The organism is Streptomyces sp. NBC_01723 (genome assembly GCF_036246005.1).
GTDB lineage: Bacteria > Actinomycetota > Actinomycetes > Streptomycetales > Streptomycetaceae > Streptomyces.
The window spans coordinates 5,196,934-5,223,225 of the sequence record NZ_CP109171.1 but is presented as its reverse complement, the minus strand read 5'-3'; the positions used below and the strand labels follow the sequence as shown (position 1 = coordinate 5,223,225).

24 protein-coding genes and 1 pseudogene are annotated in these 26,292 nt (G+C 72.1%); 14 read left to right on the top strand and 11 right to left on the bottom strand.

The window, feature by feature from the left end; all coding sequences use genetic code 11:
• Window positions 1–5 precede the first annotated feature (5 nt).
• Both OIE75_RS24380 and OIE75_RS24375 read left to right on the top strand, forming a co-directional pair.
• A complete protein-coding gene (locus OIE75_RS24380; RefSeq protein ID WP_307014939.1) occupies window positions 6–632 on the top strand; it encodes a class I SAM-dependent methyltransferase in 627 nt (208 codons plus the stop codon).
• Window positions 633–750: 118 nt separating this feature from the next.
• The gene (locus tag OIE75_RS24375) at window positions 751–1,251 is read left to right on the top strand and encodes a DinB family protein (RefSeq protein ID WP_329472135.1); all 501 of its coding nucleotides are present in this window, start codon (window positions 751–753) and stop codon (window positions 1,249–1,251) included.
• On the opposite strand, the gene OIE75_RS24370 is transcribed toward OIE75_RS24375, so the two are convergent.
• Both OIE75_RS24370 and OIE75_RS24365 read right to left on the bottom strand, forming a co-directional pair.
• The gene (locus OIE75_RS24370) at window positions 1,252–2,505 is read right to left on the bottom strand and encodes a hypothetical protein (RefSeq protein WP_329472134.1); all 1,254 of its coding nucleotides are present in this window, start codon (window positions 2,503–2,505) and stop codon (window positions 1,252–1,254) included.
• Window positions 2,502–2,879 (bottom strand): annotated as a pseudogene (locus tag OIE75_RS24365) (ThiF family adenylyltransferase); the annotation flags it as partial. The pseudogene OIE75_RS24365 and the gene OIE75_RS24370, both read right to left, overlap by 4 nt.
• Window positions 2,880–3,175: 296 nt before the next feature.
• On the opposite strand from OIE75_RS24365, the gene OIE75_RS24360 reads away from it, so the two are divergent.
• Both OIE75_RS24360 and OIE75_RS24355 read left to right on the top strand, forming a co-directional pair.
• Window positions 3,176–4,492 (top strand): M14 family zinc carboxypeptidase, encoded by a 1,317-nt coding sequence (locus tag OIE75_RS24360; protein WP_307018119.1) that lies wholly within the window; start codon window positions 3,176–3,178, stop codon window positions 4,490–4,492.
• Between the two features lie 293 nt (window positions 4,493–4,785).
• A complete protein-coding gene (locus tag OIE75_RS24355; protein ID WP_122616033.1) occupies window positions 4,786–5,364 on the top strand; it encodes a dihydrofolate reductase family protein in 579 nt (192 codons plus the stop codon).
• Here the strand turns inward: OIE75_RS24355 and OIE75_RS24350 are convergent.
• Together OIE75_RS24350 and ychF are read right to left on the bottom strand one after the other, a co-directional pair.
• A complete protein-coding gene (locus tag OIE75_RS24350; protein ID WP_329472133.1) occupies window positions 5,346–6,068 on the bottom strand; it encodes a helix-turn-helix domain-containing protein in 723 nt (240 codons plus the stop codon). The two genes, OIE75_RS24355 and OIE75_RS24350, sit on opposite strands and share 19 nt — an antisense overlap.
• 48 nt (window positions 6,069–6,116) lie before the next feature.
• Window positions 6,117–7,205: a redox-regulated ATPase YchF gene (ychF, locus tag OIE75_RS24345; RefSeq protein ID WP_329472131.1), complete on the bottom strand. Its 1,089-nt coding sequence runs from the start codon at window positions 7,203–7,205 to the stop codon at window positions 6,117–6,119.
• A gap of 178 nt (window positions 7,206–7,383) precedes the next feature.
• Here ychF and OIE75_RS24340 point away from each other — a divergent pair, with 178 nt between their 5' ends.
• Entirely contained in the window at window positions 7,384–7,995 is a 612-nt protein-coding gene (locus OIE75_RS24340; RefSeq protein ID WP_329472130.1) for a DUF6542 domain-containing protein, read from the top strand.
• A 28-nt stretch (window positions 7,996–8,023) separates the two neighbouring features.
• On the opposite strand, the gene ppgK is transcribed toward OIE75_RS24340, so the two are convergent.
• Together ppgK and OIE75_RS24330 are read right to left on the bottom strand one after the other, a co-directional pair.
• Window positions 8,024–8,764, bottom strand: coding sequence for a polyphosphate--glucose phosphotransferase (gene ppgK, locus OIE75_RS24335; protein ID WP_329472129.1), 741 nt, complete (start codon window positions 8,762–8,764; stop codon window positions 8,024–8,026).
• Window positions 8,765–8,794: 30 nt separating this feature from the next.
• Window positions 8,795–9,811: a 4-hydroxy-3-methylbut-2-enyl diphosphate reductase gene (locus tag OIE75_RS24330; protein ID WP_329472128.1), complete on the bottom strand. Its 1,017-nt coding sequence runs from the start codon at window positions 9,809–9,811 to the stop codon at window positions 8,795–8,797.
• A 140-nt stretch (window positions 9,812–9,951) separates the two neighbouring features.
• Between OIE75_RS24330 and OIE75_RS24325 the strand changes: the two genes are divergently transcribed.
• The 3 genes from OIE75_RS24325 (at window position 9,952) to OIE75_RS24315 (ending at window position 13,176) form a co-directional block, all read left to right on the top strand.
• Window positions 9,952–11,325 carry an APC family permease gene (locus OIE75_RS24325; RefSeq protein ID WP_329472127.1) on the top strand — a complete coding sequence of 458 codons (1,374 nt, stop codon included), beginning with the start codon at window positions 9,952–9,954 and terminating at the stop codon, window positions 11,323–11,325.
• Between the two features lie 369 nt (window positions 11,326–11,694).
• Window positions 11,695–12,903 carry an exodeoxyribonuclease VII large subunit gene (gene xseA, locus OIE75_RS24320; protein WP_329472126.1) on the top strand — a complete coding sequence of 403 codons (1,209 nt, stop codon included), beginning with the start codon at window positions 11,695–11,697 and terminating at the stop codon, window positions 12,901–12,903.
• A 9-nt stretch (window positions 12,904–12,912) separates the two neighbouring features.
• Window positions 12,913–13,176 (top strand): exodeoxyribonuclease VII small subunit, encoded by a 264-nt coding sequence (locus tag OIE75_RS24315; protein ID WP_307014926.1) that lies wholly within the window; start codon window positions 12,913–12,915, stop codon window positions 13,174–13,176.
• Here OIE75_RS24315 and OIE75_RS24310 read toward each other — a convergent pair.
• Window positions 13,173–13,391 (bottom strand): DUF4287 domain-containing protein, encoded by a 219-nt coding sequence (locus tag OIE75_RS24310; protein WP_122616024.1) that lies wholly within the window; start codon window positions 13,389–13,391, stop codon window positions 13,173–13,175. The genes OIE75_RS24315 and OIE75_RS24310 overlap by 4 nt on opposite strands.
• A 238-nt stretch (window positions 13,392–13,629) precedes the next feature.
• Between OIE75_RS24310 and OIE75_RS24305 the strand changes: the two genes are divergently transcribed.
• Complete coding sequence (locus tag OIE75_RS24305; protein ID WP_329472125.1) at window positions 13,630–14,220, top strand: malonic semialdehyde reductase; 591 nt, start codon at window positions 13,630–13,632, stop codon at window positions 14,218–14,220.
• 85 nt (window positions 14,221–14,305) lie between these two features.
• Here OIE75_RS24305 and OIE75_RS24300 read toward each other — a convergent pair whose 3' ends face one another.
• Window positions 14,306–14,839, bottom strand: a complete 534-nt coding sequence (locus tag OIE75_RS24300) for a DUF4245 domain-containing protein (RefSeq protein WP_307014923.1) — start codon at window positions 14,837–14,839, stop codon at window positions 14,306–14,308.
• A gap of 126 nt (window positions 14,840–14,965) precedes the next feature.
• Here OIE75_RS24300 and glpX point away from each other — a divergent pair, with 126 nt between their 5' ends.
• Window positions 14,966–15,997 carry a class II fructose-bisphosphatase gene (glpX, locus tag OIE75_RS24295; protein ID WP_161325871.1) on the top strand — a complete coding sequence of 344 codons (1,032 nt, stop codon included), beginning with the start codon at window positions 14,966–14,968 and terminating at the stop codon, window positions 15,995–15,997.
• Between the two features lie 194 nt (window positions 15,998–16,191).
• Here the strand turns inward: glpX and OIE75_RS24290 are convergent, their stop codons facing one another.
• Together OIE75_RS24290 and OIE75_RS24285 are read right to left on the bottom strand one after the other, a co-directional pair.
• Window positions 16,192–16,572, bottom strand: a complete 381-nt coding sequence (locus OIE75_RS24290) for a WhiB family transcriptional regulator (RefSeq protein ID WP_307014921.1) — start codon at window positions 16,570–16,572, stop codon at window positions 16,192–16,194.
• A gap of 104 nt (window positions 16,573–16,676) precedes the next feature.
• Window positions 16,677–17,357 carry a DUF1707 SHOCT-like domain-containing protein gene (locus OIE75_RS24285; RefSeq protein ID WP_307014920.1) on the bottom strand — a complete coding sequence of 227 codons (681 nt, stop codon included), beginning with the start codon at window positions 17,355–17,357 and terminating at the stop codon, window positions 16,677–16,679.
• Window positions 17,358–17,556: 199 nt separating this feature from the next.
• On the opposite strand from OIE75_RS24285, the gene OIE75_RS24280 reads away from it, so the two are divergent.
• The 4 genes from OIE75_RS24280 (at window position 17,557) to OIE75_RS24265 (ending at window position 23,852) form a co-directional block, all read left to right on the top strand.
• Entirely contained in the window at window positions 17,557–19,224 is a 1,668-nt protein-coding gene (locus OIE75_RS24280; protein ID WP_307014918.1) for a fumarate hydratase, read from the top strand.
• 59 nt (window positions 19,225–19,283) lie between these two features.
• Window positions 19,284–20,669: a class II fumarate hydratase gene (locus tag OIE75_RS24275; RefSeq protein WP_329472123.1), complete on the top strand. Its 1,386-nt coding sequence runs from the start codon at window positions 19,284–19,286 to the stop codon at window positions 20,667–20,669.
• A gap of 104 nt (window positions 20,670–20,773) precedes the next feature.
• Window positions 20,774–21,475, top strand: a complete 702-nt coding sequence (gene fomD, locus OIE75_RS24270) for a cytidylyl-2-hydroxypropylphosphonate hydrolase (RefSeq protein WP_122616016.1) — start codon at window positions 20,774–20,776, stop codon at window positions 21,473–21,475.
• A 283-nt stretch (window positions 21,476–21,758) separates the two neighbouring features.
• A complete protein-coding gene (locus OIE75_RS24265) occupies window positions 21,759–23,852 on the top strand; it encodes a SpoIIE family protein phosphatase (protein WP_307014914.1) in 2,094 nt (697 codons plus the stop codon).
• A gap of 70 nt (window positions 23,853–23,922) precedes the next feature.
• On the opposite strand, the gene OIE75_RS24260 is transcribed toward OIE75_RS24265, so the two are convergent.
• Window positions 23,923–26,226: a transglycosylase domain-containing protein gene (locus OIE75_RS24260; protein ID WP_329472121.1), complete on the bottom strand. Its 2,304-nt coding sequence runs from the start codon at window positions 26,224–26,226 to the stop codon at window positions 23,923–23,925.
• Window positions 26,227–26,292 lie beyond the last annotated feature (66 nt).

Here is a 26,292-nt window from a genome sequence, read left to right as displayed (position 1 = left end):
TTCCGATGAGCGCCACCGACGAGGTCACGTTCTGGGACGGGCTCTACGCGGCCCGGCCCGCGGCGAACGACGCGCGGCCGAACCACCGGCTCGTCGAGGCGGTCTCCGAGGTGCCGCCCGGCGACGCGCTGGACCTGGGATGCGGCAACGGCGGCGACGCGCTGTGGCTCGCCCGGCGGGGCTGGCGGGTCACCGCCGTCGACATCTCGGCCGTGGCGACCGAACGGCTCGCCGCGCACGCCCGCGCGCAGAGCCTCGGCCACCTGGTCACCGCCGAACGGCACGACCTGCGCGCGTCCTTCCCCGAGGGCCGGTTCGACCTGGTCTGCGCCCACTACCTGCACACACCCTTCGACCTGGACCGGGCCGCGCTCCTGCGCACGGCCGCACACGCGCTGCGTCCGGGCGGGCGGCTGCTGGTCGTCGACCACGGCTCGACCGCGCCGTGGTCGTGGAACCAGGACCCCGACGCCCGGTACCCGAGCCCGCGCGAGGTCGCGGCGGACATCGGCCTCGACCCGGCGGCGTACCCGGTCGAACGGGCCGACTCCCCGCGCCGCCGCGCGACCGGCCCCGGCGGTCGCACCGCCGAGGTCGTCGACCACGTCCTGCTCGTCCGGCGCGCCGCCTGACGCGGCGGCGACGCGACGCCTGACCGGGCGACGCCCGACGGAGAGAGGTCCGACCGGGCGTCGCCCGACCGAGCGGCCGGGAACGGTCGGTCGCCCCACCCCGACCAAGGAGGTCACCATGCCCCCCGCCGCTCGACGCGCCCGTCGCCGGGACGCCCCGCCGCCCCGGACCGGCAGCAGCGAGGCCGAGACCCTGCGCGGGTTCCTCGACTACCTCCGGACCTCGGTCGCCGGCAAGGTCGACGGCGCCCCCGAGCCCCAGGTCCGTACCGCCGCCGTGCCGTCCGGCACGAACCTGCTCGGCCTGCTCCACCACCTGACCCACGTCGAGCGCGCGCTCTTCCTCGGCGCGGAGGTACGGAACTGGCAAGCGACGTTCCGGGCCGCGCCGGAGGACGGCGTGGCCGAGGTCGTCGCCCGCTACCGGGAGGCCGTCGAGCGCGCGAACGTGGTGCTCGACGCCTGCACCGACCTCGCCGCACCACTCCCCCGGCACCCGTCCGGCAAGCCCGCCCCCAGCGTCCGCTGGGCCCTCACCCACATGGTCGAGGAGACCGGCCGCCACGCGGGGCACGCGGACGTCCTGCGCGAGCTGATCGACGGCGCGACGGGGCGGTGATCAGCGCGTACGGCGGTCAGCGGCGCGGCGGTTGCGCCACCAGGTGACCAGCCACAGGACGTTGACCCCGCCCAGCGTCACCAGCACCGCGGCCGCGTCGGCATTGCGGGCGAGACCGTGCTCCGGCCCCAGTCCCCGCGCCGCCCGCACCAGCAGCGCGACGTCGACGGGGATCGTGACGACGGCCATGAACGTCAGGCAGGCGGCCGTGCCGACCACCAGGACGACGCTGTAGAGCCGCACGGCCCGGCGTTCGTGCGGGGGCAGCCGGGCGCTCGGATCGTCGGCCCGGGTGGCCCCGGGGGTCCGCGGACGGACACGCGGCACCCGCAGCAGCCGCCGCCACCGGTACCGGGCGTACGCGAGTCCGTCGCCGTACGGGTCCCGGCAGCCGGTGAGGTCCTGGAGGACGAAGTAGAGGTCGGTGCGCGTGAAGACCATGCACTGGAAGGGCAGCGGCAGGAGGGACAGCAGCAGGGCCGCGGCCAGCAGCCGGTGGGCGGTCGTGCCGGTGTCGGTCGGGGTGAGGGCCAGGACCAGGGACGAGGCGACGGACAGGTTGAGGGCGGTGCCGGACAGGTAGGCCGTCAGCCGGTGGCGGCGCGGCGCGAGTTCGATGCCGCTGATGTCGGTCTGCATGACGAGGAACTGGAGCCGGGTGCCCAGCCGCATCCGTCCCGGCACACCCGCGGCACGGGCGGTGACCAGATGAGCCAGCTCATGGGCGAGCAGCAGCGTCCACCCGGCCGCCGCCCCACTGAGCAGCACCACGCTGCCGTGCGGGCTCCACAGCAGGTCGCGGTAGCCCGGTACCAGGTCGGGCCGGCGGAACAGGACGACGACGGCGGCCGTCAGCAGTACGCCGACGAGCACCGGCAGCGCCGGGTGCAGGGCGAGCCGGACCCGGTGGGGGCGCAGCCACGGAAGTGACGCGCGCGGCGGTGTCGGGTCCGGCACCGGACGGTCCCCGATCCGCGCCACGAAGCCCAGCGCGGTCAGATCCCCGACGAATTCCGTGACCTCGAAATCCTCGCCGGTCTCGGCGCGCAGGGTCCGGGCGGTACGGGCCACGCTGCACCCCTCGCCCAGGAGTTCCACCGCGCGCGCCCCGGCCGCCGGAAGCGCGACGAAGGTGCGGGTGCTCAGGCGGCCGACGATCCACTCGTCCCGGTCCCGCCGTACCGCCAGGTCGTGCAGCCGGACGCGGGTCGACGGGTCGATCCGGGGCTGGTCGTCGGCGGCGGTGTCCGTCACGAGGGGTCCGTGGGGGTGCCGTCCGCCTGACGCGCCCCGCAGGCCGGGCAGTCGGGGTGCCGCTCCGCGCGCTGCTCGATCGGGTCGCCGGGCAGCATGAGGTTGAGGCCGAACCGGCATCCGGGCTCGATCCGCGGGACGCCGCACAGCAGCATCAGAGCGGCGTGCGCCAGCAGTCCGCCGGAGAGGCCCGCGGTCACCGCGTTGGCCGGATTCCACGGCATCCGGGGTGAGGCGACGTCCTCGTCCTGGCCGGGCGCGAGCCGCAGGTCGCGCCGCTCGATCTCGGCGTCGCGCAGGCACTCCCAGCAGGCGCCCCGGCCCGGTGTGAAGACCCCGACGCTGACGAGGGGCCCGCGATAGCCCGGGGCCGCCGCATCGCGGGAACCGTCATTTTCGCGCCAATCTCGCCAGCCCCAACCACCCCGACAACAACGGACGTTGACAACAGTGACCCGGTGAGCGAACGCTGACAAGAGCACACCGGACACGGTGCGCCACGATCCCACGGGGAGGAGACGGCATGGCGAACAAGATCGAGATCCGTCCGCTGGACAAGAAGGAGACCACCGGCGACAGCGGTGGCAACGGCGGTTCCTGACCCGGTACGCGAGTCGACGCGGAGCCGTACGCGATGAACCGCGCGACGAACGTGGCGACGCACCGCACGATGAACCGCTACCCCACGGTCGCGGAAGTCACCGAGTCGGCGCGGCGGCTGGTCGCCCGGTTCCCCGGGGCCTGCCGCCTGCGCCGCATCGGTGTGTCCCGCGCCGGACGAGCGATCGAGATGCTGTCCGTGGGGCACGGGCCGCGCCACGTCCTGGTGGTCGCGCGGCCGCACCCGGACGAGCCGGTCGGCGGCGCGACCGCTCTGGTGCTGGCCGAGTGGGTGGCGCGGGGCGACGGACGGTCCGCGGCGACCGACCCCTCCCTCGTCACCTGGGACATCGTCCTGTGCCTCGACCCGGACGGCGCCGCGCTGAGCGACGGCATCGAGGCGGCGACCGCCGGCCCCGACCACACCTTGGCCGGTTACTACCGGGCCGCCTTCCGTCCGGTCGCCGCGGAGCAGCCGGAGTGGGCGCCGATCGTCTCGCGACGACTCCCCGAGAGCCGGGCCCTGTTCGACGTCATCGAGGAGCTGCGTCCCCACCTCCAGTGCTCCCTGCACAACGTCGACGCGGGCGGCGGCTGGGTCCAGCTGACCCGCGACCTCCCCTCACTCGCCGCACCCTTCGGGACCTCCGCGGCCGAACTCGGCATCCCGGTCCAGCACGGCACGTACGACGCCCTGTACTGGGACAACCCCGCTCCCGGGATCCACGTCCTGCCACCGCCGGACAGCGCCGCACGCCTGGCGGCCGGGTCCGAGAACATCGGGCTGTCCACCTGGTGCGCGCCCCAGCGGTACGGCGGGGTCACGGCGATCGTCGAAGTGCCCATGTGGGCCACCGACCTGGCCGACGACCTCTCCCCGCATCCGGAGGCCGCACACGTCCTGCGGGACCTGTCCGGGCTGGTCCGCGAGAGCGGCCGACAGGTGACCGCCGTCTTCGACCAGGCCCGCGGATTCCTGCCCCCGGCCGAGGACGACCCGCCCCGGCGCGTACTGGAGTGGATGGCCGACGACCTGTACGACCTGGTCGCCGACTCCTGGACCCGGCTGGCCCGGCAGACGGCCGACGCCTCCCGCACCGGCGGGCCCGCGCCCCTGACCAGGGCCGAGGTCTGCGCCCTCGACGTCGTCGCCCGACGCCAGCCACTGCGCGCGGCGGGCCTGCTGCTGCGACTCCTCGAGGCGTCGGACGACCGGGCCGCCCCGGGACTGCACCGGGAGCTGAGCGGCCTGTTCACCGCGTGGTGCGACGACTTCGAGCAGGCGCTGCGGCTGCGCTGGGTGCCCGTGTCCCATCAGGTGGAACACCAGGCACGGACGGTCGTGGCGGCCGCCGAGTGCGCGCTGGAGACGACCCTCACCCGGTAGGGGCCGCCCCGGGCCGCCGCCGTCGGGTCACCGACAGCGCCCCCGGTGGCGCCGCGGACGGCCCGAGCGCCACGCCGTGGCGTGCAGGCGTCCGTCCAGGTCATCGCGAACGCGGTACGGGGGATCGGGGTGCAGGGCGACGGGCGGGGCGGGGCGGGGCCGTGGGCGACCCGGTGGCCACCACGGATACCTCCCTCGGCCCTCCCCGGTGTCGTTTCCGTCCAAGACGAGCCCCCGGGCCCCGTTCTAACGTGGCCTCAACAGCTCGCCGACCACCCAGAGGAGACACCACCATGCGTGACTTGGTCTACACCGGCTTCATGTCGCTCGACGGCGTCGTGGACTCACCCGGCGGCGGGCCCAGTGAGGGGCACCGCAGCGGCGGCTGGGTCTTCAAGGACCTCGAGTTCGTGCCGGAGGCCTGGTCGCTGAAGGCCGAGGAGCTGGCCGACACGACGGCGCTGATGTTCGGCCGCCGCAGCTACGAGGCGTTCGCGCCGGTCTGGCCCGGCTCGGAGGACCACGCCGCCTACAAGGAGATGCCCAAGTACGTCGTCTCGACCACGCTGTCCGACGACGCCCTCGTCGACGGGTGGGGGCCGACGACCATCCTGCGCTCGACCGAGGACGTCGCCGCGCTCAAGGAGGGCGAGGGAGGCGGGATCTTCATCCACGGAAGCGCGGAACTCGCCCGGCGGCTCTCGGACGCGGGCCTGATCGACCAGTACAACCTGCTCGTCTTCCCCACGCTGCTCGGTGCCGGGAAGAGCCTGTTCGGCCGGTCCGACCGCGACAAGCAGATGCTGACGCTGCGGGAGTCGCAGAGCTACTCGAACGGCATCCTGAAGCTGGTCTACGACGTCAAGCGCTGACCCGCGCGCTGATCCAGGTCGAGGGCGATCGCACCACCGGCACCGTCGCGCAACTGCCCGGCGGTGCGCCCGACATACACACGCAGGGCCCGAGCCAGGTGCGGCTCGTCGAAGTACTCCAGCTTGCCGACGACATCGGCGGTCGGCTCCCCGGCCGCCAGCAGCTCCGCCGCCGTGCGGGCCCGCTCGATCTGCCGGACGGCGCCCCTGGTCAGCCCGGTCGCGGCCCGGAACCGCCGCTCGACCGTACGCCCGGAGACGTCCGGTCGAGCCCCCCGGAGCACCTCGGCGACGACCGGATCGCGAACCAGCACTCCGTCCCTGACCAGACGCTCGACCAGAGCCTCGGCGTCATCGGCCCCGGGCGTCTCCCAGCGCCCTCCGTCCAGCCGGAACGTCCGCCGCGTGGTGTCGGGCAGCACGAGACCCCCGTCGACCAGCCCCGGCACGGGCACGGCCCGCAACGACGTACCCACGGCGAACTCGATCCCGGTGAACCGCGCCCCCTCCGGCACCGGCGCCGTACCGGCCCGGGTCCCGGGCCCGGTCACCCCCGCGAAAGCCCGCCCGCCCTGCTCCCAGAACACCAGGCCCCAGCGCACCCCGGCGACGGAGGTCATCCCCGTCACCCGCTCACTCCGGCAGGTCCACACGGCGTCGACCCACGACGAGTCGGACCCACGAGTCTCAAAGCGCAGCGACACGGCGGCAGAATACGCGCCGCCGTGTCGACACGGGCCCCCGTCTCTCCACTACACGTTGAAGCGGAACTCCACCACGTCGCCGTCCCGCATCACATACTCCTTGCCCTCCATCCGCGCCTTGCCCTTCGCGCGGGCCTCCGTCACCGAGCCCGTGGTGACCAGGTCGTCGTAGGAGATGACCTCGGCCTTGATGAAGCCCTTCTGGAAGTCGGTGTGGATGACTCCCGCGGCCTCGGGGGCCGTGGCGCCCTTCTTGATGGTCCAGGCGCGGGATTCCTTGGGGCCGGCCGTCAGGTAGGTCTGGAGGCCGAGGGTGCGGAAGCCGACGTGGGCGAGGGTGGCGAGGCCGGGTTCCTCCTGGCCGACGGACTGGAGGAGCTCCAGGGCCTCGTCCTCGTCCAGCTCGGCGAGGTCCGACTCCAGCTTGGCGTTGAGGAAGATCGCCTCGGCGGGGGCGACCAGCGCGCGCTGCTCGTTCTTGAAGGACTCGTCGGTCAGCTCGTCCTCGTCGACGTTGAAGACGTAGAGGAAGGGCTTGGTCGTGAGGAGGTGGAGGTCGTGGAGGAGCTCGTTGCGCTCGGTGCCCTGGACGATGCCGTGGGCGAAGAGCGTGTCGCCCTTCTCCAGGATCTCCTTGGCCTCCTCGACGGCCTTGACCTTCGGCACGACGTCCTTCTTGATCCGGGACTCCTTCTGGAGGCGCGGGAGGACCTTCTCGATGGTCTGGAGGTCGGCGAGGATCAGCTCGGTATTGATCGTCTCGATGTCGTCCTTGGGCGAGACCTTGCCGTCGACGTGGACGACGTTCTCGTCCTTGAAGGCGCGGATGACCTGGCAGATCGCGTCGGACTCGCGGATGTTCGCGAGGAACTTGTTGCCCAGGCCCTCGCCCTCGCTCGCGCCGCGCACGATGCCCGCGATGTCCACGAAGTCGACCGTGGCCGGAAGGACCTTCTCCGAGGAGAAGATCTCGGCCAGCTTCGTCAGGCGGGGGTCCGGGACTCCCACGACGCCGACGTTGGGCTCGATCGTGGCGAACGGGTAGTTGGCCGCGAGCACGTCGTTCTTGGTCAGGGCGTTGAACAGGGTCGACTTGCCGACATTCGGCAGACCGACGATTCCGATCGTGAGCGACACGTTGCGACTTCCCGTACGTGAGGATGCGGAGGAGGTGGGGCGGGCCAGGCAGGGGCCGATCCACCAGTCTACGGGGTGGCCGGTACCGCCCCCGCGTGGTGTCGAACGCTTGGCCAAGGTCTGGCCGACGGCGTGTCTGTCGGCCTATTCGGCACATAAACCGACCTAAGTTGGTCCAGTGGAGCAACACGGGACGCGACCTGCGCAGTACGGACCGCGACGGAGCCGGGCGGCGCTGCCCCCACAGGGGCGGGGCGGCGCCGCTGCCGGCCGTCCGGTCGGGCGGCCGACGGGTCCGCGGGCGGGCGGCGGTCCGGCGCGAGCCGCGGGGCGCCAGGCGGGCCGGCCCGGTCCGGCGGCGGCGCGGGAGGCGGGTGCCCGGCGCACGATGCCCAACCCGCGGCTGACGGGTCTGGGCAGCGGTCTGTTCTGCGCCGCCGTCATGGTCGTGCTCGGCTACCTCGACGCGCTGCTCCTCGGAGCGTCCCTGACCGTCTACGGCGTGCTGTTCGTGCCGGTGTGCCTGCTCACCGCGGTCTGGGTCCGCCGGGGCGACCTGCTGACCGCCCCCGTCGTCGTGCCGATCGCCTTCGCGGTGGGGCTGGTGCCCGTGGCCGAGAGCGGGGACGGCGGCCTCGGCGGGCGGCTGATGGGGATCGTGACCGCACTGGCCACCGAGGCCGGGTGGCTGTACGGCGGGACGCTGGTCGCGGGGTCGACGGTGATCGTCCGCAGGATCCGGCTGATGCGCCGGCGGCGGGCCGCCGGCCGGAACCGTCCGCCGGGGTGACCCGCGGCGGACGGTGCGAGGGCCGCGGTCAGTGGGACGCGTGCATCGCCGCGCCGACGATCCCCGCGTTGTTCTGGAGCTGGGCGGGGACGATCTCCGCCTGGATGCCCTCGATGTAGTGCAGGAACTTGTGGGACTTCCGGCTGACCCCGCCGCCGATGATGAACAGCTCCGGCGAGAACAGCATCTCGACGTGGGCGAGGTACTTGCGCACCCGGTGGGCCCACTGCTCCCACGACAGGTCGTGGTCCTCCTTGACCTTGCTGGAGGCGCGCTTCTCCGCGTCGTGGCCGTCCAGCTCCAGGTGCCCCAGCTCGGTGTTGGGGACGAGGACGCCGCCGTGGAAGACGGCACTGCCGATGCCCGTGCCGAAGGTGAGCAGGACGACCGTGCCCTGCCGGCCGCGCCCGGCGCCGAAGTTCATCTCGGCGACGCCCGCCGCGTCCGCGTCGTTGACGACCGTCACGTCCAGGCCGCCCAGCCGCTCCGCGAACAGGCTCCGCGCGTCCGTGTCGACCCAGCTCTTGTCGACGTTGGCCGCGGTGCGGACCATGGCGCCGCCGGTCACCACGCCCGGGAAGGTGAGTCCGACCGGACCGGTCCAGCCGAAGTGCTCGACGACCTCCTTGACCCCGTCGGCCACGCCGCCGGGGTCCGCCGGTTGCGGAGTCAGTACCTTGCAGCGCTCCTGGGCCAGGTCGCCCCTGTCGAGGTCCACAGGGGCGCCCTTGATCCCGGATCCGCCGATGTCCACGCCGAAGATCTGCATGGCACCCACGTTACGGCCTGCGACTGACGGTCACGCCCCGGCGTTACCCGAGCCGCCCCGCTCCGCCGCCAGGCTCGCGGCCTCCTCGCGCAGGTCGCGGCGGAGCTCCTTGGGCAGCGAGAAGGTGATCGACTCCTCGGCGGCCTTGACGATCTCCACGTCCTCGAAGCCGCGCTGCGACAGCCACTCCAGGACCTGCTCGACCAGGATGTCCGGGACGGACGCGCCGGAGGTGACGCCGACCGTGGTCACGCCCTCCAGCCAGGCCTCGTCGGCCTCGTCGGCGAAGTCCACGAGGTACGCCTCGCGGGCGCCCGCCTGCTTGGCGACCTCGACGAGGCGCTTGGAGTTGGAGGAGTTGCGCGAGCCGACGACGATCACCAGGTCGGCCTCGGCGCCCATCTGCTTGACCGCGAGCTGGCGGTTCTGCGTGGCGTAGCAGATGTCGTCGCTCGGCGGGGAGATGAGCTGCGGGAACTTGTCCTTGAGCGCGTCGACGGTCTCCATGGTCTCGTCGACGGACAGGGTCGTCTGGGAGAGCCAGACCACCTTGGAGGGGTCGCGGACCTCGACCTTCGCGACGTCCTCGGGGCCGTCGACGAGCTGGATGTGGTCGGGGGCCTCCCCGGAGGTGCCGATGACCTCCTCGTGGCCCTCGTGGCCGATCAGGAGGATGTCGTAGTCGTCGTTGGCGAAGCGGACGGCTTCCTTGTGGACCTTGGTGACGAGCGGGCAGGTGGCGTCGATGGTGGCGAGCCGGCCGCGCTCGGCCTCCTCGTGGACGACGGGCGCCACGCCGTGCGCGGAGAACATCACGATGTTCCCCGGGGGGACCTCCTCCGTCTGCTCGACGAAGATCGCGCCCTTCTTCTCCAGGGTCTGGACGACGTACTTGTTGTGAACGATCTCGTGCCGGACGTACACCGGAGCCCCGTACTGCTCCAGGGCTTTCTCGACGGCGATCACGGCGCGGTCCACACCCGCGCAGTAGCCACGGGGGGCGGCGAGCAGGACACGGCGGCCAGGCGAAGCAGTCATGGCACCCATCGTAAGGCCGCGTTCGGCGGGTCAAAGATCGCGTGGGTACGGCGTTGCCGGGGAGACTGACGGGAACATTCCGAGGCGGAGTTCGATGCGCGGTTCGAGGCGGAGTCCGAGGCGGAGTCCGAGGCGCTGGCGGAGGCACGATGTCGGAGACCGGTACGACGGCCCCAGGGGCCGGTGAGGAACACCAGCTGCGGCGCAGTCTGGGCTTCAGGGACCTGGTCGTCTACGGCCTGCTGTTCATCGCGCCCATGGCGCCGGTCGGCGTGTTCGGCACGCTGGACGCCAAGTCGCACGGCGCGGTGGCGCTCGTGTACGTCGTCGCCACCATCGCGATGGCGTTCACCGCGTTCAGCTACGCGCAGATGGTGCGGGTGGTCCCCCAGGCCGGGTCGGTGTTCGCGTACGCGCGCGTGGGGCTCGGCAACGGGGCGGGGTTCATCGCGGGCTGGATGGCGATGCTCGACTACGTCCTCATCCCGGCGGTGGCGTACCTGTTCTCCGGGATCGCGATGGAGGCGCTGGTTCCGGAGGTCTCCCGGTGGGTGTGGACGGCGATCGCGGTGATCGTCACGACGTTGCTGAACCTGTGGGGGGTACGGGCGGCGGCCCGGGTGGGCTTCCTAGTGCTCGCCATGGAGATCGTGGTCCTGGTGGTGTTCGTGGTGGCGGCGATCGTGGTCCTGGCGCGGGACGGGGCCGCGCGCGACTGGCTGTCGCCGCTGTCCGGGGACGGCACGCAGGGGGCCTTCGCGCTGTCGGCGGTGGTCGGCGCGGTGTCGGTGGCGGTGCTGTCGTACCTGGGCTTCGACGCGATCGCGACGTTCGCGGAGGAGGTCACCGGCGGGTCGGCGAAGGTCGCGCGGGCGCTGCTGTTCTGCCTGGCGCTGGCGGGAGTGCTGTTCGTGGCGCAGACGTATCTGGTGGCGCTGCTCGAGCCCGTGTCGTCGGCGCAGCTGGCGGCGGAGCCGGAGCGGCAGGGGTCGGCCTTCTACGACGCCGTGGACGCGTCGGTGGGGACGTGGCTGCACGACCTGGTCGCGGTCAGCAAGGCGATCGGCGCGGCGTTCGCGGCGCTGGCCGGGCAGGCGGCGGCCGGGCGGCTGCTGTTCGCGATGGGCCGCGACCGGCGGCTGCCGGGGGTGCTGTCGCGGACCGACTCCGGGGTGCCGCGCGTGGCGATCCTGGTCTCGGCGGTGATCACGATGGCGGCGGCGGTGTGGGCGGCGCGCCGGGACGACGGCCTCGACCACCTGGTCTCCGTGGTCGACGTCGGCGCGCTGACCGCGTTCACGCTGCTGCACGCGAGCGTGGTGGGCTGGTTCGTGGTCCGTCGCGGGGACGCCCCGGTCAACTGGTGGAAGCATCTGGTGGTGCCGGTCCTGGGCGCGGCGATCACGATCGCGGTGATCGTGGAGGCGTCGGGCAGCGCGCAGGTCGTGGGGGCGATCTGGCTGGCGGTGGGCCTGGTGGTCCTGGCGGCGCAGGCACGCGGGAGGCGCGCGGCGGGGATGTGACCCGCCGCGCGCCTCCCGGCGGGGGTGGGCGGCGCCCGCGACGAGGGTGCGCTCCACGACGAGGGCGGTCCGCACGCGCGACGCGCACCGGATGTACGCACGTCCGCGCGCTCCGGGCCGGGCCGGGCACGCGGGTCGCGCCGCCCCGCCCAGCTCACGGACGCGCCGTACGCACCGCACGCCGCCCGAGCCGTGTGCGTACGCGTGTTGCCCGAACCTCGTCCGCCCGCGCGGCGGCGTACCCGGACGCGCGCGGCGGCGGTCGCCGCGCGTGGAGCACGGTTCCACCACCGATCAGGCGCGCGCGTGCCGAGGCCCGGCCGCCCAAGCCCCGCGGGGATGTCGTACCCGGCCGTTACGCTCGGGCGCATGGCTGTTAACTCCACTCCCGAAAGCCCGCTGCCCGTGGGTGAGGTGTCGCGGCTGATCGGAGGGTGGATCGACCGGCTCGGCGCGGTCTGGATCGAGGGGCAGATCACACAGCTGTCGCGGCGGCCGGGCGCGGGGGTCGTGTTCCTGACGCTGCGCGACCCGTCGTACGACATCTCCGTGAGCGTCACCTGCTACCGGCAGGTGTTCGACGCGGTGGCGGACGTGGTCGGCGAGGGTGCCCGGGTGGTCGTGCACGCCAAGCCGGAGTGGTACGCGCCGCGTGGGCAGCTGTCGCTGCGGGCCGCCGAGATCAAGCCCGTGGGTGTCGGGGAGCTGCTGGCGCGGCTGGAGCAGCTGAAGAAGGCCCTCGCGCGGGAGGGGCTCTTCGCGCCGGAGCGGAAGAAGCCGCTGCCGTTCCTGCCGCGGTTGATCGGCCTCGTGTGCGGCCGGGCCTCGGCGGCCGAGCGGGACGTCCTGGAGAACGCCCGGCACCGCTGGCCGGCCGTCCGCTTCGAGGTGCGCAACGTCCCCGTGCAGGGCGTGCACGCGGTGCCACAGGTGGTGCAGGCGGTGAAGGAGCTGGACGCGAGGGACGACGTGGACGTGATCGTCGTCGCGCGCGGCGGCGGCAGCGTCGAGGATCTGCTGCCGTTCTCCGACGAGCAGCTGGTGCGCGCGGTCGCCGCGTGCCGTACGCCGGTCGTCTCGGCGATCGGGCACGAGCCGGACAATCCCCTCCTCGACCACGTCGCCGACCTGCGCGCCTCCACACCGACCGACGCCGCGAAGAAGGTCGTGCCGGACGTCGGCGAGGAGTACGAGCGGGTACGGCAGCTGCGCGACCGCGCCCGCCGGTGCGTGGCGGCGTTCGTCGACCGCGAGGAGCGGGGACTGGCCCACGCGCTGGCCCGGCCGTCGATACAGGATCCGCACCGGATGACCGAGGAGCGGGCCGAGCAGGTGACGGCCCTGCTGGACCGGGGCCGCCGCTCGCTGCGGCACCACCTCGACCGGGCCGACTCCGAGCTGACGCACACACACGCGCGCGTGGTGGCCCTCTCCCCCGCCGCGACCCTCAAGCGGGGGTACGCCGTGCTCCAGCGGGCGGACGGCCACGCCGTCCGGGACCCCGGCGAGGTGGAGCCTGGTGAGACGCTGCGGGCGCGTGTCGCCGAGGGCGATTTCTCCGTACGAGTCGACGCATAGGGTGGGTGGATGACCAGCGAGGTGGAGCAGCCGACGGCCATGTCCGAGGCGCTCGGGTACGAGCAGGCGCGGGACGAGCTGATCGAGGTCGTCCGGCGGCTGGAGGCCGGCGGTACGACGCTGGAGGAATCCCTCGCCCTGTGGGAGCGGGGCGAGGAACTGGCGAAGGTGTGCCGCCGCCGCCTCGACGGCGCCCGGGCCCGCCTGGACGCGGCCCTGGCCGAGGAGACGGGCACGGAGGACGAGGGCGACGAGGGGGACGAGTCCCTCTAGCCCTCCTTCGCCGTGCCCTCCGCCAGCGTGTGCGCGACCAGCGCGTTGGCGTGCCCGTGGCCCAGGCCGTGCTCGGTCTTGAGCCAGCCGACCAGTTCCATGTGCTTGGTGAGCGGCGAGGAGCGGATGAGCTCCTTCCACTCGGCGACCGGACGGCCGTACTTCTTCTCGATGGCGGGGAAGTAGGAGGCCGGGCCCTTCACGGTGGCGGTCATGTCGAGTGGTCCCATCTGTGTGAGGCGGTGTGCCGCCCTTTACGACCCCGGCGCCCGCGACAAGTAATCGCCGGCGCGGCGTGATCCACGCCACTCCCCCTTCACCGACGATGTGAAGCGGATCACCGCGCTCCTCTTTTGGTTGAACCTTGAACTTCTTTCCCGTACCGTCGGTCCGGTCAATGGCTCCCGGCGCCCCACCGGCATGGAGCCGACGCACCACCGAGGAAGATCACGTATGTCTCTCGTTCTTGACCCCGCCGCCCAGGACCTGCTGTTCCGCGAGGCCCGCACCGCGAACACCTTCACCGACGAGCCGGTGACCGACGAGCAGGTGCAGGCGATCTACGACCTGGTCAAGTACGGCCCGACCGCCTTCAACCAGTCCCCCCTGCGCATCACGCTGGTCCGCTCCCCCGAGGCCCGCGAGCGCCTCGTGCAGCACATGGCCGAGGGCAACCGGCCCAAGACGGCCGCCGCCCCGCTGGTCGCGATCCTCTCGGCGGACAACGAGTTCCACGACGAGCTGCCGCAGCTCTTCCCGCACTTCCCGCAGGCCAAGGACGCCTTCTTCAGCGAGCGCCCGGCGCGCGAGGGTGCCGCCCTGCTGAACTCCGCGCTCCAGGCCGCGTACTTCATCGTCGGCGTCCGCGCCGCGGGCCTGGCCGCCGGCCCGATGACCGGCGTCGACTTCGAGGGCGTCCGCAAGGAGTTCCTGGACGACGACCACACCCCGCTGATGGTCGTCAACATCGGCCGCCCGGGCCCGGACGCCTGGTTCCCGCGCTCCCCGCGCCTCTCCTACGACCAGGTCGTCACGACGGTCTGACCCCCGGCACCGTCCGCACGGACGCATGACGAAGCCCCCGGCCGATGGATGGGACGGGGGCTTCGTCATGCGTCCGTGCGGGGGTTCACGCCAGCTTCAGCGCCGCCGCCATCTTCCCCAGCTGCTCGAACGACCCCGTGCCGGCCACGACCGTCGTCGCGCCCTTCATGGCGGAGTCACCCTCCAGCACCAGCGCGTCGTACCGGCCACCCGTGTACCGGGTCCACGTGCGGCCGCCGATCTCCTCGGTCCGCTCGGTGGCCCGCGACCCCTGGCTGGCGTCCTCGATGAACGAGGCCGGCTTCTGCGTGGACTGCTCGACCGCCACGTACTCGCCGTCCGGGGCGTGGAAACCCAGGTGCCAGGCGTCGAAGTCGTCGCCCTGGAAGCGGACGGAGGTCGGCTTCCAGTCCTGGGACAGACCCTCGGGCGCCGCCACCGGGTACGACGCGGCGCGCTGCGCGGTCAGCAGCTCCACCCGGTAGTCGACCCGCTTGACGTCCGGTTCGCCGTCGTCGTGCGGGATGAAGATCCAGATGACGCCCGCCGCGAGGACGATGAGCCCGAGGGAGAGAATCATGTCCCGGGCCGACTTCTGCTTGCCTTTCGTACCTGCCACGCCCCCTATCGTCGCAGGTGCCTGATCCGCTCAAACGTGGGGTCCCCTGCTCATTTTGTCGGACTGACGATAGAGTCGTGGCCATACCCTCATCCGGCCGTCGTCGTATCAGAAAGGTGCGCTCCGATGACCGAGCATCATCTGCCGTCCGAGCTGGACGTCCCCTCAGAGGCCCCCGACCGCAACCTCGCCATGGAACTGGTGCGGGTCACCGAGGCCGCGGCGATGGCCGCCGGCCGCTGGGTCGGGCGCGGTGACAAGAACGGCGCCGACGGTGCCGCCGTGCGTGCCATGCGGACCCTCGTCCACACCGTCTCGATGAACGGCGTCGTCGTCATCGGTGAGGGCGAGAAGGACGAGGCCCCGATGCTCTTCAACGGGGAGCGGGTCGGCGACGGGACCGGCGCGGAGGTCGACATCGCCGTCGACCCGATCGACGGCACCACGCTGACCGCCAACGGCATGACCAACGCCATCGCGGTGCTGGCCGCCGCCGAGCGCGGCTCCATGTTCGACCCGTCCGCCGTCTTCTACATGGACAAGCTGGTCACCGGCCCGGAGGCCGCCGACTTCGTCGACATCAACGCGCCGGTGTCCGTGAACATCCGCCGGATCGCCAAGGCCAAACGGCGCACCCCCGAGGACGTCACCGTCGTCATCCTCGACCGCCCTCGCCACCAGGGCCTGATCAAGGCGGTCCGGGAGACCGGCGCCCGCATCAAGCTGATCTCCGACGGCGACGTGGCCGGCTCCATCCTGGCGCTGCGCGAGGGCACCGGCATCGACCTGCTCCTCGGTGTCGGGGGCACCCCCGAGGGCATCATCTCGGCCTGCGCGGTGAAGTGCCTGGGCGGCACCATCCAGGGCAAGCTGTGGCCGAAGGACGACGAGGAGCGGCAGCGCGCGATCAGTGCCGGGCACGACCTGGACCGCGTCCTGACCACCGACGACCTGGTCTCCGGGGACAACGTCTTCTTCGTCGCGACCGGCATCACCGACGGTGAGCTGCTGCGCGGGGTGCGGTACCGGTCGGAGACGGCGACGACCGACTCGATCGTGATGCGGTCCAAGTCGGGGACGGTGCGGAGGATCGATTCCGAGCATCGGCTGAGCAAGCTGCGGGCGTACAGCGCGGTGGATTTCGACCGGGCGAAGTGACTCCGTCGGTCGAGGGGGCGCCTTCCGAGGTGGGGGTGCCCGTCCGCCGGCGGGTGCGGGTGGGGTGTGGCTGGTCGCGCAGTTCCCCGCGCCCCTGAGGGCGATGCCCGGAGCGGGGCGGCACAAGCGCCGTCAGCGCGTGAGAAAAGGCACCCTCTGTGCGGAGAGGGTGCCTTTTCTCGCGTCGTCGGTGATCAACCCGCCGCGGCTATGTGGGCCGCCGACGTGCGTGGGGTCTTCTTCAGTTCGGCCTCGCGGCGGCGGCGCCGGGCCAGGACCACGCGGCGTTCGGCGGCGGTGAGGCCGCCCCAGACGCCGTAGGGCTCGGGCTGGAGGAGGGCGTGCTCGCGGCACTCGACCATGACCGGACAGCGGGCGCAGACGCGCTTGGCGGCCTCCTCGCGGGAGAGCCGGGCGGCGGTCGGTTCCTTGGAGGGGGCGAAGAACAGTCCGGCCTCGTCGCGCCGGCACACCGCCTCGGTGTGCCACGGAGCGTCTTGGTCCCTGTCCCGCACCGGCCCCCGCTGGGCCGGAACGGCAGCTACCTGCAGGGACGAATGCGGCGGTTGCAGCACGGTCTACTCCTGACGACGGCTTCGCGAGCGAGAGACGATGCGTCAAGGCTTACCCGTTGTGCGCGCGCCTATGCACTGGGTTCCCAACGGCTGGGGACGGTGCGCTAGAGGTGCTTGCGCAAACCCTTCTCGACGCGGCGGTGCACCCGGTCCAGGAGGTCCGCGACCACCTTGCCGCGCTTCGGACGCGCCTCCACATGGCCCAGCACGGCCCAGCCGTCCACGTAGACGACGGGGGCGTCGGGCTCGTCGGAGTCGAGGGTGTGCACCTCGAAATTGCCGAGCACGCCACCGCCGGTGCCGCGCAGCGACACGTTCTCCGGGACGCGGACCTCGACGCTGCCGAAGACGGAGAAGGCCTTGATCACGACCTGCTGGTACTCGAAGACGGCCTCGCTCAGGTCTATCTCGACGCTGCCGAAGACCGCGTACGCGTGGATGCGGCGGCTCGCCCGCCAGCGGCCCTTGCGGACGGCGCTGCTGAACACCGCCACCACGTTCTCGTCGGGGTCCGGGGGGATGGCGCCGGCCGTGGGCCGGTTGGGGGCCGGAGCGGCGGACGGCCCGCCGTGGTGCGCGGCGGGCAGGTCGCGCACGAAGACGTCCAGCTCGCCGACGGTCTTGGCGGCCAGCACGCCCTCGACCCGCTCGGCGTGCTCGTCGGCGGTGAGCCGTCCCTCCGCGAGGGCGTCGCGGAGCATGTCGGCGACGCGGTCGCGGTCGGCGTCCGAGGCGCGCAGCTCGGAGGTGCGCGGTGCGGGCTGGGCGTGCTTCTGAAGGTCCACGGCAGCAGCGTACCCAAACGCGATAGATCGCGACCAGACCTGTGGACAACCTTGTCGCACCTTACTGAGCCTTACCTCACAAGCCCGGCGCCGCGCGCAGGTTCTACGCTGGTTGGCGCTGCCGATGGAGGCCAGCCGTCGTTGCTGAGAGATCCACCGAAATCCAGCCGCGCGCGATGTCTAGTGAGGAATGGGCGAGATGCCTGAGTTCGCGTACACCGACCTGCTCCCCCAGGGCGAGGACACCACTCCGTACCGGCTGGTGACCGCCGAGGGCGTGTCCACCGTCGAGGCCGACGGGCGGACCTTCCTCAAGGTGGAGCCGGAGGCGCTGCGCAAGCTGGCCGAGGAGGCCATCCACGACATCCAGCACTACCTGCGCCCCGCCCACCTCGCGCAGCTGCGCCGCATCGTCGACGACCCCGAGGCGTCGGGCAACGACAAGTTCGTCGCGCTGGACCTCCTGAAGAACGCGAACATCGCGGCGGCGGGCGTGCTGCCCATGTGCCAGGACACCGGCACGGCCATCGTCATGGGCAAGCGCGGCCAGAACGTGCTCACCGAGGGCGGCGACGAGGCGGCCCTGAGCCGCGGCATCTACGACGCCTACAAGAACCTGAACCTGCGCTACTCGCAGATGGCTCCGCTCACCATGTGGGAGGAGAAGAACACCGGCTCCAACCTCCCCGCCCAGATCGAGCTGTACGCGACCGACGGCGGCGCCTACAAGTTCCTGTTCATGGCGAAGGGCGGCGGCTCGGCCAACAAGTCGTTCCTCTACCAGGAGACGAAGGCCGTCCTCAACGAGTCCTCCATGATGAAGTTCCTGGAGGAGAAGATCCGCTCGCTCGGTACGGCCGCCTGCCCGCCGTACCACCTGGCGATCGTCGTCGGCGGCACGTCGGCCGAGTACGCGCTGAAGACCGCGAAGTACGCCTCCGCGCACTACCTGGACGAGATCCCCGCCGAGGGTTCGGCGCTCGGGCACGGCTTCCGGGACAAGGACCTGGAGGAGAAGGTCTTCGAGCTGACGCAGAAGATCGGCATCGGCGCCCAGTTCGGCGGCAAGTACTTCTGCCACGACGTGCGCGTGGTGCGGCTGCCGCGGCACGGGGCGTCCTGCCCGGTCGCCATCGCCGTGTCGTGCTCGGCGGACCGGCAGGCGGTCGCGAAGATCACCGCCGAGGGTGTCTTCCTGGAGCAGCTGGAGACCGACCCGGCGCGGTTCCTGCCGGAGACGACGGACGAGCACCTCGACGAGGCCGGCGACGTGGTCAAGATCGACCTCAACCAGCCCATGGACGACATCCTCGCCGAGCTGACCAGGCACCCGGTCAAGACCCGGCTCTCCCTGACCGGTCCCCTGGTCGTGGCCCGCGACATCGCGCACGCCAAGATCAAGGAGCGGCTGGACGCGGGCGAGGAGATGCCGCAGTACCTGAAGGACCACCCGGTGTACTACGCGGGTCCGGCGAAGACCCCCGAGGGCTACGCCTCCGGATCCTTCGGTCCGACCACCGCCGGGCGGATGGACTCCTACGTCGAGCAGTTCCAGGCGGCGGGCGGCTCCAAGGTGATGCTGGCCAAGGGCAACCGGAGCAAGCAGGTCACCGACGCGTGCGACGCGCACGGCGGCTTCTACCTCGGCTCCATCGGCGGGCCGGCCGCGCGGCTCGCCCAGGACTGCATCAAGAAGGTCGAGGTCGTCGAGTACGAGGAGCTCGGCATGGAGGCGGTCTGGAAGATCGAGGTGGAGGACTTCCCGGCGTTCGTCGTGGTGGACGACAAGGGCAACGACTTCTTCCAGGACCCGGCGCCCGCGCCGACGTTCACGAGCATTCCGGTGCGGGGCCCCGGCCTCGCCTAGGCGATCACGAACGGGGGCGGTGCCGGAACATCCGCACCGCCCCGCACGCTGTACCCGGTATGAGCGACTACCGCATCGAGCACGACTCCATGGGCGAGGTCCGCGTCCCCGCGGACGCCAAGTGGCGGGCGCAGACGCAGCGTGCCGTCGAGAACTTCCCGGTCTCCGGTCAGCGGATCGAGCGCGCCCACATCGAGGCGCTGGCCCGGATCAAGGGCGCGGCGGCGAAGGTCAACGCCGAACTCGGGGTCCTGGACGAGGACGTCGCCGTCGCGATCCAGGAGGCGGCCGGCGAGGTCGCCGAGGGCAGGTGGGACGAGCACTTCCCGGTCGACGTGTTCCAGACGGGGTCCGGCACCTCGTCCAACATGAACACCAACGAGGTCCTCGCCACCCTGGCCACCGAGCGCCTCGGCCGCGACGTGCACCCCAACGACCACGTCAACGCCTCCCAGTCGTCCAACGACGTCTTCCCGTCCTCGATCCACATCGCCGCCACCGCCGCCGTCACCCGCGACCTGATCCCGGCCCTCGACCACCTCGCGGACGCCCTGGAGCGCAAGGCGGAGGAATTCGCCGACGTGGTGAAGTCCGGGCGTACGCACCTCATGGACGCGACGCCGGTCACCCTGGGCCAGGAGTTCGGCGGGTACGCGGCGCAGGTGCGGTACGGCGTCGAGCGGCTCAACGCCTCGCTCCCCCGCCTCGCCGAGCTGCCGCTGGGCGGCACCGCCGTCGGCACCGGCATCAACACGCCGCCCGGCTTCTCCGCCGCCGTCATCGAGGAGGTGGCCCGCGCGACCGGGCTGCCGCTGACGGAGGCGCGCGACCACTTCGAGGCGCAGGGCGCCCGGGACGGCATCGTCGAGACGAGCGGACAGCTGCGGACCATCGGCGTCGGGCTGACGAAGATCGCGAACGACCTGCGGTGGATGGCGTCCGGCCCGCGGACGGGGCTGGCGGAGATCTCGCTGCCCGACCTCCAGCCCGGCTCGTCCATCATGCCCGGCAAGGTCAACCCGGTGATCCCCGAGGCCGTCCTCATGGTCGCCGCCCAGGTCACCGGCAACGACGCGACCGTCGCGGCGGCGGGCGCGGCCGGCAACTTCGAGCTGAACGTCATGCTGCCGGTCATCGCCAAGAACGTACTGGAGTCGGTGCGGCTGCTCGCCAACGTCTCGCGGCTGCTCGCCGACCGGACCGTGGACGGCGTCACCGCCCACCGGGACCGGGCGCGCGAGTACGCCGAGTCCTCGCCCTCCGTGGTCACGCCGCTCAACAAGTACATCGGGTACGAGGAGGCGGCGAAGGTCGCGAAGAAGGCGCTGGCCGAGCGGAAGACGATCCGTCAGGTCGTCCTGGAGGGCGGGTACGTCGAGCGCGGCGACCTCACCGGCGAGCAGCTGGACGAGGCACTGGACGTGCTGCGGATGACCCGTCCGTGACCCCGCCGCCGTGACGACCCGTCCGTGGCCCGGCCGCCGTCGTGCACGCGGACGCTCTCTCGATCTCCGGCGTGCCGGATGGCCACGGCACCTAATATCTGTGCATGGCAGACGGTGAAGCGGTGAGCGAGGCCACGGAGGCGGGCGGTGCGGCGGCCCCGGAGTTCCGGGAGCCCGGGAGTCACATCCTGTGGCGGTACCGGGAGAACGGCGGCCCGCGCTTCCACATCGCTCGCCCCGTCACCGTCGTACGGGACGACGCCGACCTGCTCGCGGTGTGGCTGGCGCCCGGCACCGAGTGCGTGAAGCCGGTGCTCGCCGACGGTACGCCCGTGCACCTGGAGCCGCTGGCCTCGCGCTACACCAAGCCGCGCACCGTGCAGCGCGACCGGTGGTTCGGCACCGGCGTGCTGAAGCTGGCGCGGCCCGGCGAGCCCTGGTCGGTGTGGCTGTTCTGGGATCCGGGCTGGCGGTTCAAGAACTGGTACGTGAACCTGGAGGAACCGCTGACCCGTTGGGAGGGCGGTGTCGACTCCGAGGACCACTTCCTGGACATCTCCGTCCACCCGGACCGCACCTGGTACTGGCGGGACGAGGACGAGTTCGCGCAGGCCCTGCGGGACCGGCTGATGGACGCCGGGCAGGCCGAGCGGGTGCGGGCGGCGGGCCGGGCAGCGGTCGCGGAGATCCGCGCGTGGGGCTCGCCGTTCGCCGACGGATGGGAGGACTGGCGCCCCGATCCGGCGTGGGCGGTACCGTCGCTGCCGGGGGACTGGGATCGCACGCCCGCGCACGTGTCCTCATGAGACCCTTGAAGTGCCCCCGGGCAAGAAACGTAGGATCGTCCTCCGCAAGGGAGCGCGGCAACGGCAACCGGCGGAGCGTGCGCTGTGCTTGACCGATCGTCACCGAGGGGCGGCAGGACGTGAGCGAGGGGTACGAGGGCAACACGGAGACGGGCCGCCGACGGCCCGCCGGTGACACAGCAACAGCCTCTGACCACGCGGGAACCCCGTTCCTCGGGCACGTATTCCGGGTATCGGGTTTTCTGCGGGACGAACTGCACGCGCCGCGCGCAGTCCCGGACGGATGGATTCGACACGCGTGACGGAGCACCCGACCTCCTTCGACCGCCCGATGACGGGCGCCGACCCCACGGATCCCCGCGGGGCGCTCATGCGTACCCCCGTGGAGCCGCGCGCCTCCGGGTCCGGGTTACCGGCACAGGGACGCGCGGGAGAGACGCCGCCCACCGCGGGCACCGACTCCCCCGGCGCCTACGAGCACGCCCAGCCGGGCGCCGAGCAGGCCGCCGAGCCCGACACGCACCGCCCGCGGCCCGCGGCCGAGGGCGTCCCGGTGCAGCCGGGCGGCATGCCGTCCACGCCCGCGGCGCCGCCCGGTACGGACCGCCGGGCCGCGCCGGAGCCGGAGCGGCGGACCGGGCAGCCCACCGCGCCCGGGCAGCCCACGCCGATGCGGCGGGACGGGGACCGGCTGCGGTTCGTGGGAGCCGCGACCCGGCGGATCGCCCGGGGCATGGACCTGGACGAGATCGTGATGGGCCTGTGCCGGGCCACCGTGCCGACGTTCGCCGACGCGATCCTCGTCTACCTGCGCGAGCCGCTGCCGGTCGGCGACGAGCGCCCCACCGGCCCGCTGGTGCTGCGGCTGCGGCGCACCGACCGGATACCGGCCGAGCGGGACACCGAGGGCGGCTTCGTCCCGGCCGCCCAGCCGGAACCCTCCGAGCTGGAGGCGGTCGGCTCAGAGCTGTGCGAGGTGCGGCCGGGCAGCGCGCTCGCCGAGGTGCTGCGCGGGGTCCGCCCGGTCTTCACGGACACCCCGGCCGCCCGCGCCGCGCTGCCGGAACTGCTCGGCGACGGGCGCGAGTTCGCCGTGCCCGACGGCCGCCGGGCGATCCTCGCGCCGCTGCGCGGCCGGCGCCGGGTGATCGGCGCCGCCCTGTTCCTGCGCGGCCCGGAGCGCGTCGCCTTCGAGGCCGACGACCTGCTGGTCGCCGCGCAGCTCGCCACGCACAGCGCCCTCGGCATCGACAAGGCGGTGCTGTACGGGCGTGAGGCGTACATCGCCGACGAGTTGCAGCGCACGATGCTCCCGGAGAACCTGCCGCGCTGCACCGGCGTACGGCTGGCCTCCCGTTACCTCCCGGCCGCCGAGACCGCGCGGGTCGGCGGCGACTGGTACGACGCCATCCCGCTGCCCGGCAGCCGGGTCGCGCTGGTCGTCGGGGACGTGATGGGCCACTCCATGACGTCGGCGGCCATCATGGGCCAGCTGCGGACCACGGCGCAGACCCTGGCCGGGCTCGACCTGCCCCCGCAGGAGGTGCTGCACCACCTCGACGAGCAGGCCCAGCGCCTGGGCACCGACCGCATGGCGACCTGCCTCTACGCGGTGTACGACCCGGTGTCGCACCGCATCACCGTCGCCAACGCCGGCCATCCGCCGCCCGTGCTGCTGCACCTGGGCGGCCACGCCGAGGTGCTGCGGGTGCCGGCGGGCGCCCCGATCGGCGTGGGCGGCGTGGACTTCGAGGCCGTGGAGCTGGACGCCCCCGCCGGCGCGACCCTGCTCCTGTACACGGACGGGCTGGTCGAGTCCCGGCTGCGGGACGTGTGGACGGGCATAGAGCAGCTGCGGGAGCGCCTCGCGGCGACCGCCCAGCTCACCGGCCCGGACCATCCGCCGCCCCTGGAAGCCCTGTGCGACGAGGTCCTCGACATGCTGGGCCCCGGCGACCGGGACGACGACATCGCGCTGCTCGCCGCCCGGTTCGACGGCATCGCGCCCAGCGACGTGGCGTACTGGTTCCTGGATCCGGAGGACGCGGCGCCCGGCCGGGCCCGTCGGCTGGCCCGGCGCGCACTGGCCCGCTGGGGCATGGAGGACCTCACGGACGCCGTGGAGCTGCTCGTCAGCGAGGTGGTGACCAACGCCGTGCGGTACGCCTCCCGGCCGGTCACCCTGCGGCTGCTGCGCACGGACGTGCTGCGCTGCGAGGTCGGCGACGACGTGCCCCAGCTGCCCCGGCTGCGGCAGGCGCGCGCCACCGACGAGGGCGGGCGCGGGCTGTACCTGGTGAACCGGCTGGCCCGGCGCTGGGGCGCGACCCGGCTGAGCACGGGCAAGGTGGTCTGGTTCGAACTGAACCGGGGCTGAGACGTACGCGAAGGGGCGCCCGGTGAGCACCGGGCGCCCCTTCGCGTGTCTTTGCACCTGCCGCCGGTTCCTACTCCCGGTCCCGGTCGGGGAGGAGCGGGTTCTCCGGCTCCGTCGTCCCGCCGCCGCCCGTGGGCGGTTCGGTGGACGGGCTGTTCGACGGCGACTGCGACGGTGACTGGGAGGGCTCCTCGGTCGTCGGCGTCTCGGACGGCGGCTCCTCGGTCGTCGGCTCCTGGGAGGGCGACTCCTCCTGTGTCTCCTCCCGCGTCGGCGACTGGCTCGGCGACTGGCTGCCCGACGGCGACCTGCTCGGCTTCACCGCGGCGCCCTGCTTGGTGTCCAGGTCGAACTTGGTGACCTCGTCCATGACGCCGAAGGTGTACGCCGCCCAGATCTCCGCGGGGAAGCCACCGCCGTTGACGCGGTAGTCGACGCCGCCGGCCTTGTACATCGGGACCTGGGCGTGGCTCTTGGCGTCCTCGCCGAAGAGGCCGACCGAGGTGACCAGGTCGGGGGTGAAGCCGGTGAACCAGGCCGACTTGTTGTCGTCGGACGTACCGGTCTTGCCGGCCACCTGCTGGCCGTCGCGCAGCGGGTTCTCCCGTACGGACGTCCTGGCCGTGCCGTCGTCGACCACGCCGGTGAGCACGGAGGTCACCGTGTCGGCGGCCTGCTCGCTGATGATCTGCTCGCCGATGGCCTCGGGTATGTCGATGGTGCGGTCCTTGTGCTCGACCGACTTGACGATCTGCGGGGTGACCTTCTTGCCGTGGTTGTCGAGAGTGGCGTAGACGCCGGCCATCTCCAGGGGGCTCGCCCCCATACTGCCCAGGGTCTGGGCGGGCACGGCCTGCTCGCCCTCGGTGTCCATGCCGAGTTCGCCCGCGACCTTCATGACCTCCGTCATGCCCACGTCGATGCCCATCTGGGCGAAGACGGAGTTGACGGACTTGTTCATCGCCTCCTGGACGTCGATGTCGCCGTAGTCGACGTCGTCCTCGTTGGGGGGCGCGAAGCCGACCTTCTGGTCGCCGTCCATCACGGGGCGCTTGCTCGTGCCGTCGTACAGGGTGTTGGCGGTGATCGGCACGCCGTCCTGGGTCTCGGCGCCCTGGTCGACGGCGGCGGCGAGGATCACCGGCTTGAAGGTGGAGGCGGGCTGGTAGTCGTCGCGGGTGGCGTTGTTCGTGTAGTGCTTCACGTAGTCCACGCCGCCGTACATCGCCAGGACCCCGCCCGTCTTCGGGTCGACGGACGCGGCGCCGGCCTGGACGTCGGCGTCGACGTCGCGCTTCTTCGGGTCGAGCTTGCTGGTGAGCTTGGCCTTGACCGACTTCTCCAGCGCGGCCTGCTTCTTCTTGTCGATGTTGAGGGTGACCGTGTAACCGCCGAGGTCCACCAGGGCCTTGGCCTGCTCCATGTCCTCGGCGGCGCCCTGGGCGACGAGCTGCTTCTTGAGCGTGTGGTTGGCCGCGTCCACCAGATAGCCGGTCTGGCCCTCCATGCCGGCGGCGGCCTTGGGCTCCTTGGGCACCGGGAACTTCATGCCCTGGCGCTCGCTCGCGCCCAGCCACTTCTGCTCGACCATGTTGTCCAGCACGTAGTTCCAGCGGTCCTGGGCCAGCTTCTTGCCGGTCTCGCTGGCGATCGCCCAGTCGTACTGGTTCGGGGCCTGGAGCAGCGCGGAGAGGTACGCGCCCTGTTCGACCGTCAGGTCCTCGGCGTCGACGCGGTAGTACGCCTGGGCGGCGGCCTGGATTCCGTAGGCGCCGCGGCCGTAGTAGCTGGTGTTCATGTAGCCGGCGAGGATGTAGTCCTTGGACTTCTCCCGGTCCAGCTTCAGGGAGATGACCAGCTCCTTGAGCTTGCGGGAGACGGTCTGCTCCTGGGACAGGTAGTAGTTCTTGACGTACTGCTGGGTGATCGTCGAGCCGCCCTGCGCGCCCTTGCCGGAGAGCGTGTTGAGCACGCCGCGCGTGGTCCCCTTGAGGTCGACGCCCGCGTCCTTGTAGAAGGTCTTGTTCTCGGCGGCGACGAAGCTGCGCTGGACGTCCTTGGGCACCTTGGCCAGGTCCACGATCTCGCGGTTGCGCTCGCCCGTTCGGGCCATGACGCTGCCGTCGCTGTACTTGTAGACGTTGCTCTGGAGATCGGCCTCGGGATTGCCCTCGGGGATGTCGATCACCATGTACAGCACGATGAAGGCGCCCATGCCGAGTAGGCAGAGGCCGAAGAACGTGCCGACGATCTTCTTCCAGGTGAACAGGCGGCGTATACCGCTCTTCCCGCCCGCGCCCGACGAACGGCGGCTTTTGGGCGCCGCGCGGCGGCCACCGCGCTGTCGCGCTTTTCTCTCTTCCGCTCGTCCCATGGGTCCGATCCGCTCCGCTTCGGTCATCCGTGTGCACGTCTCGCTCACGCGTCACACAGGTTCGTC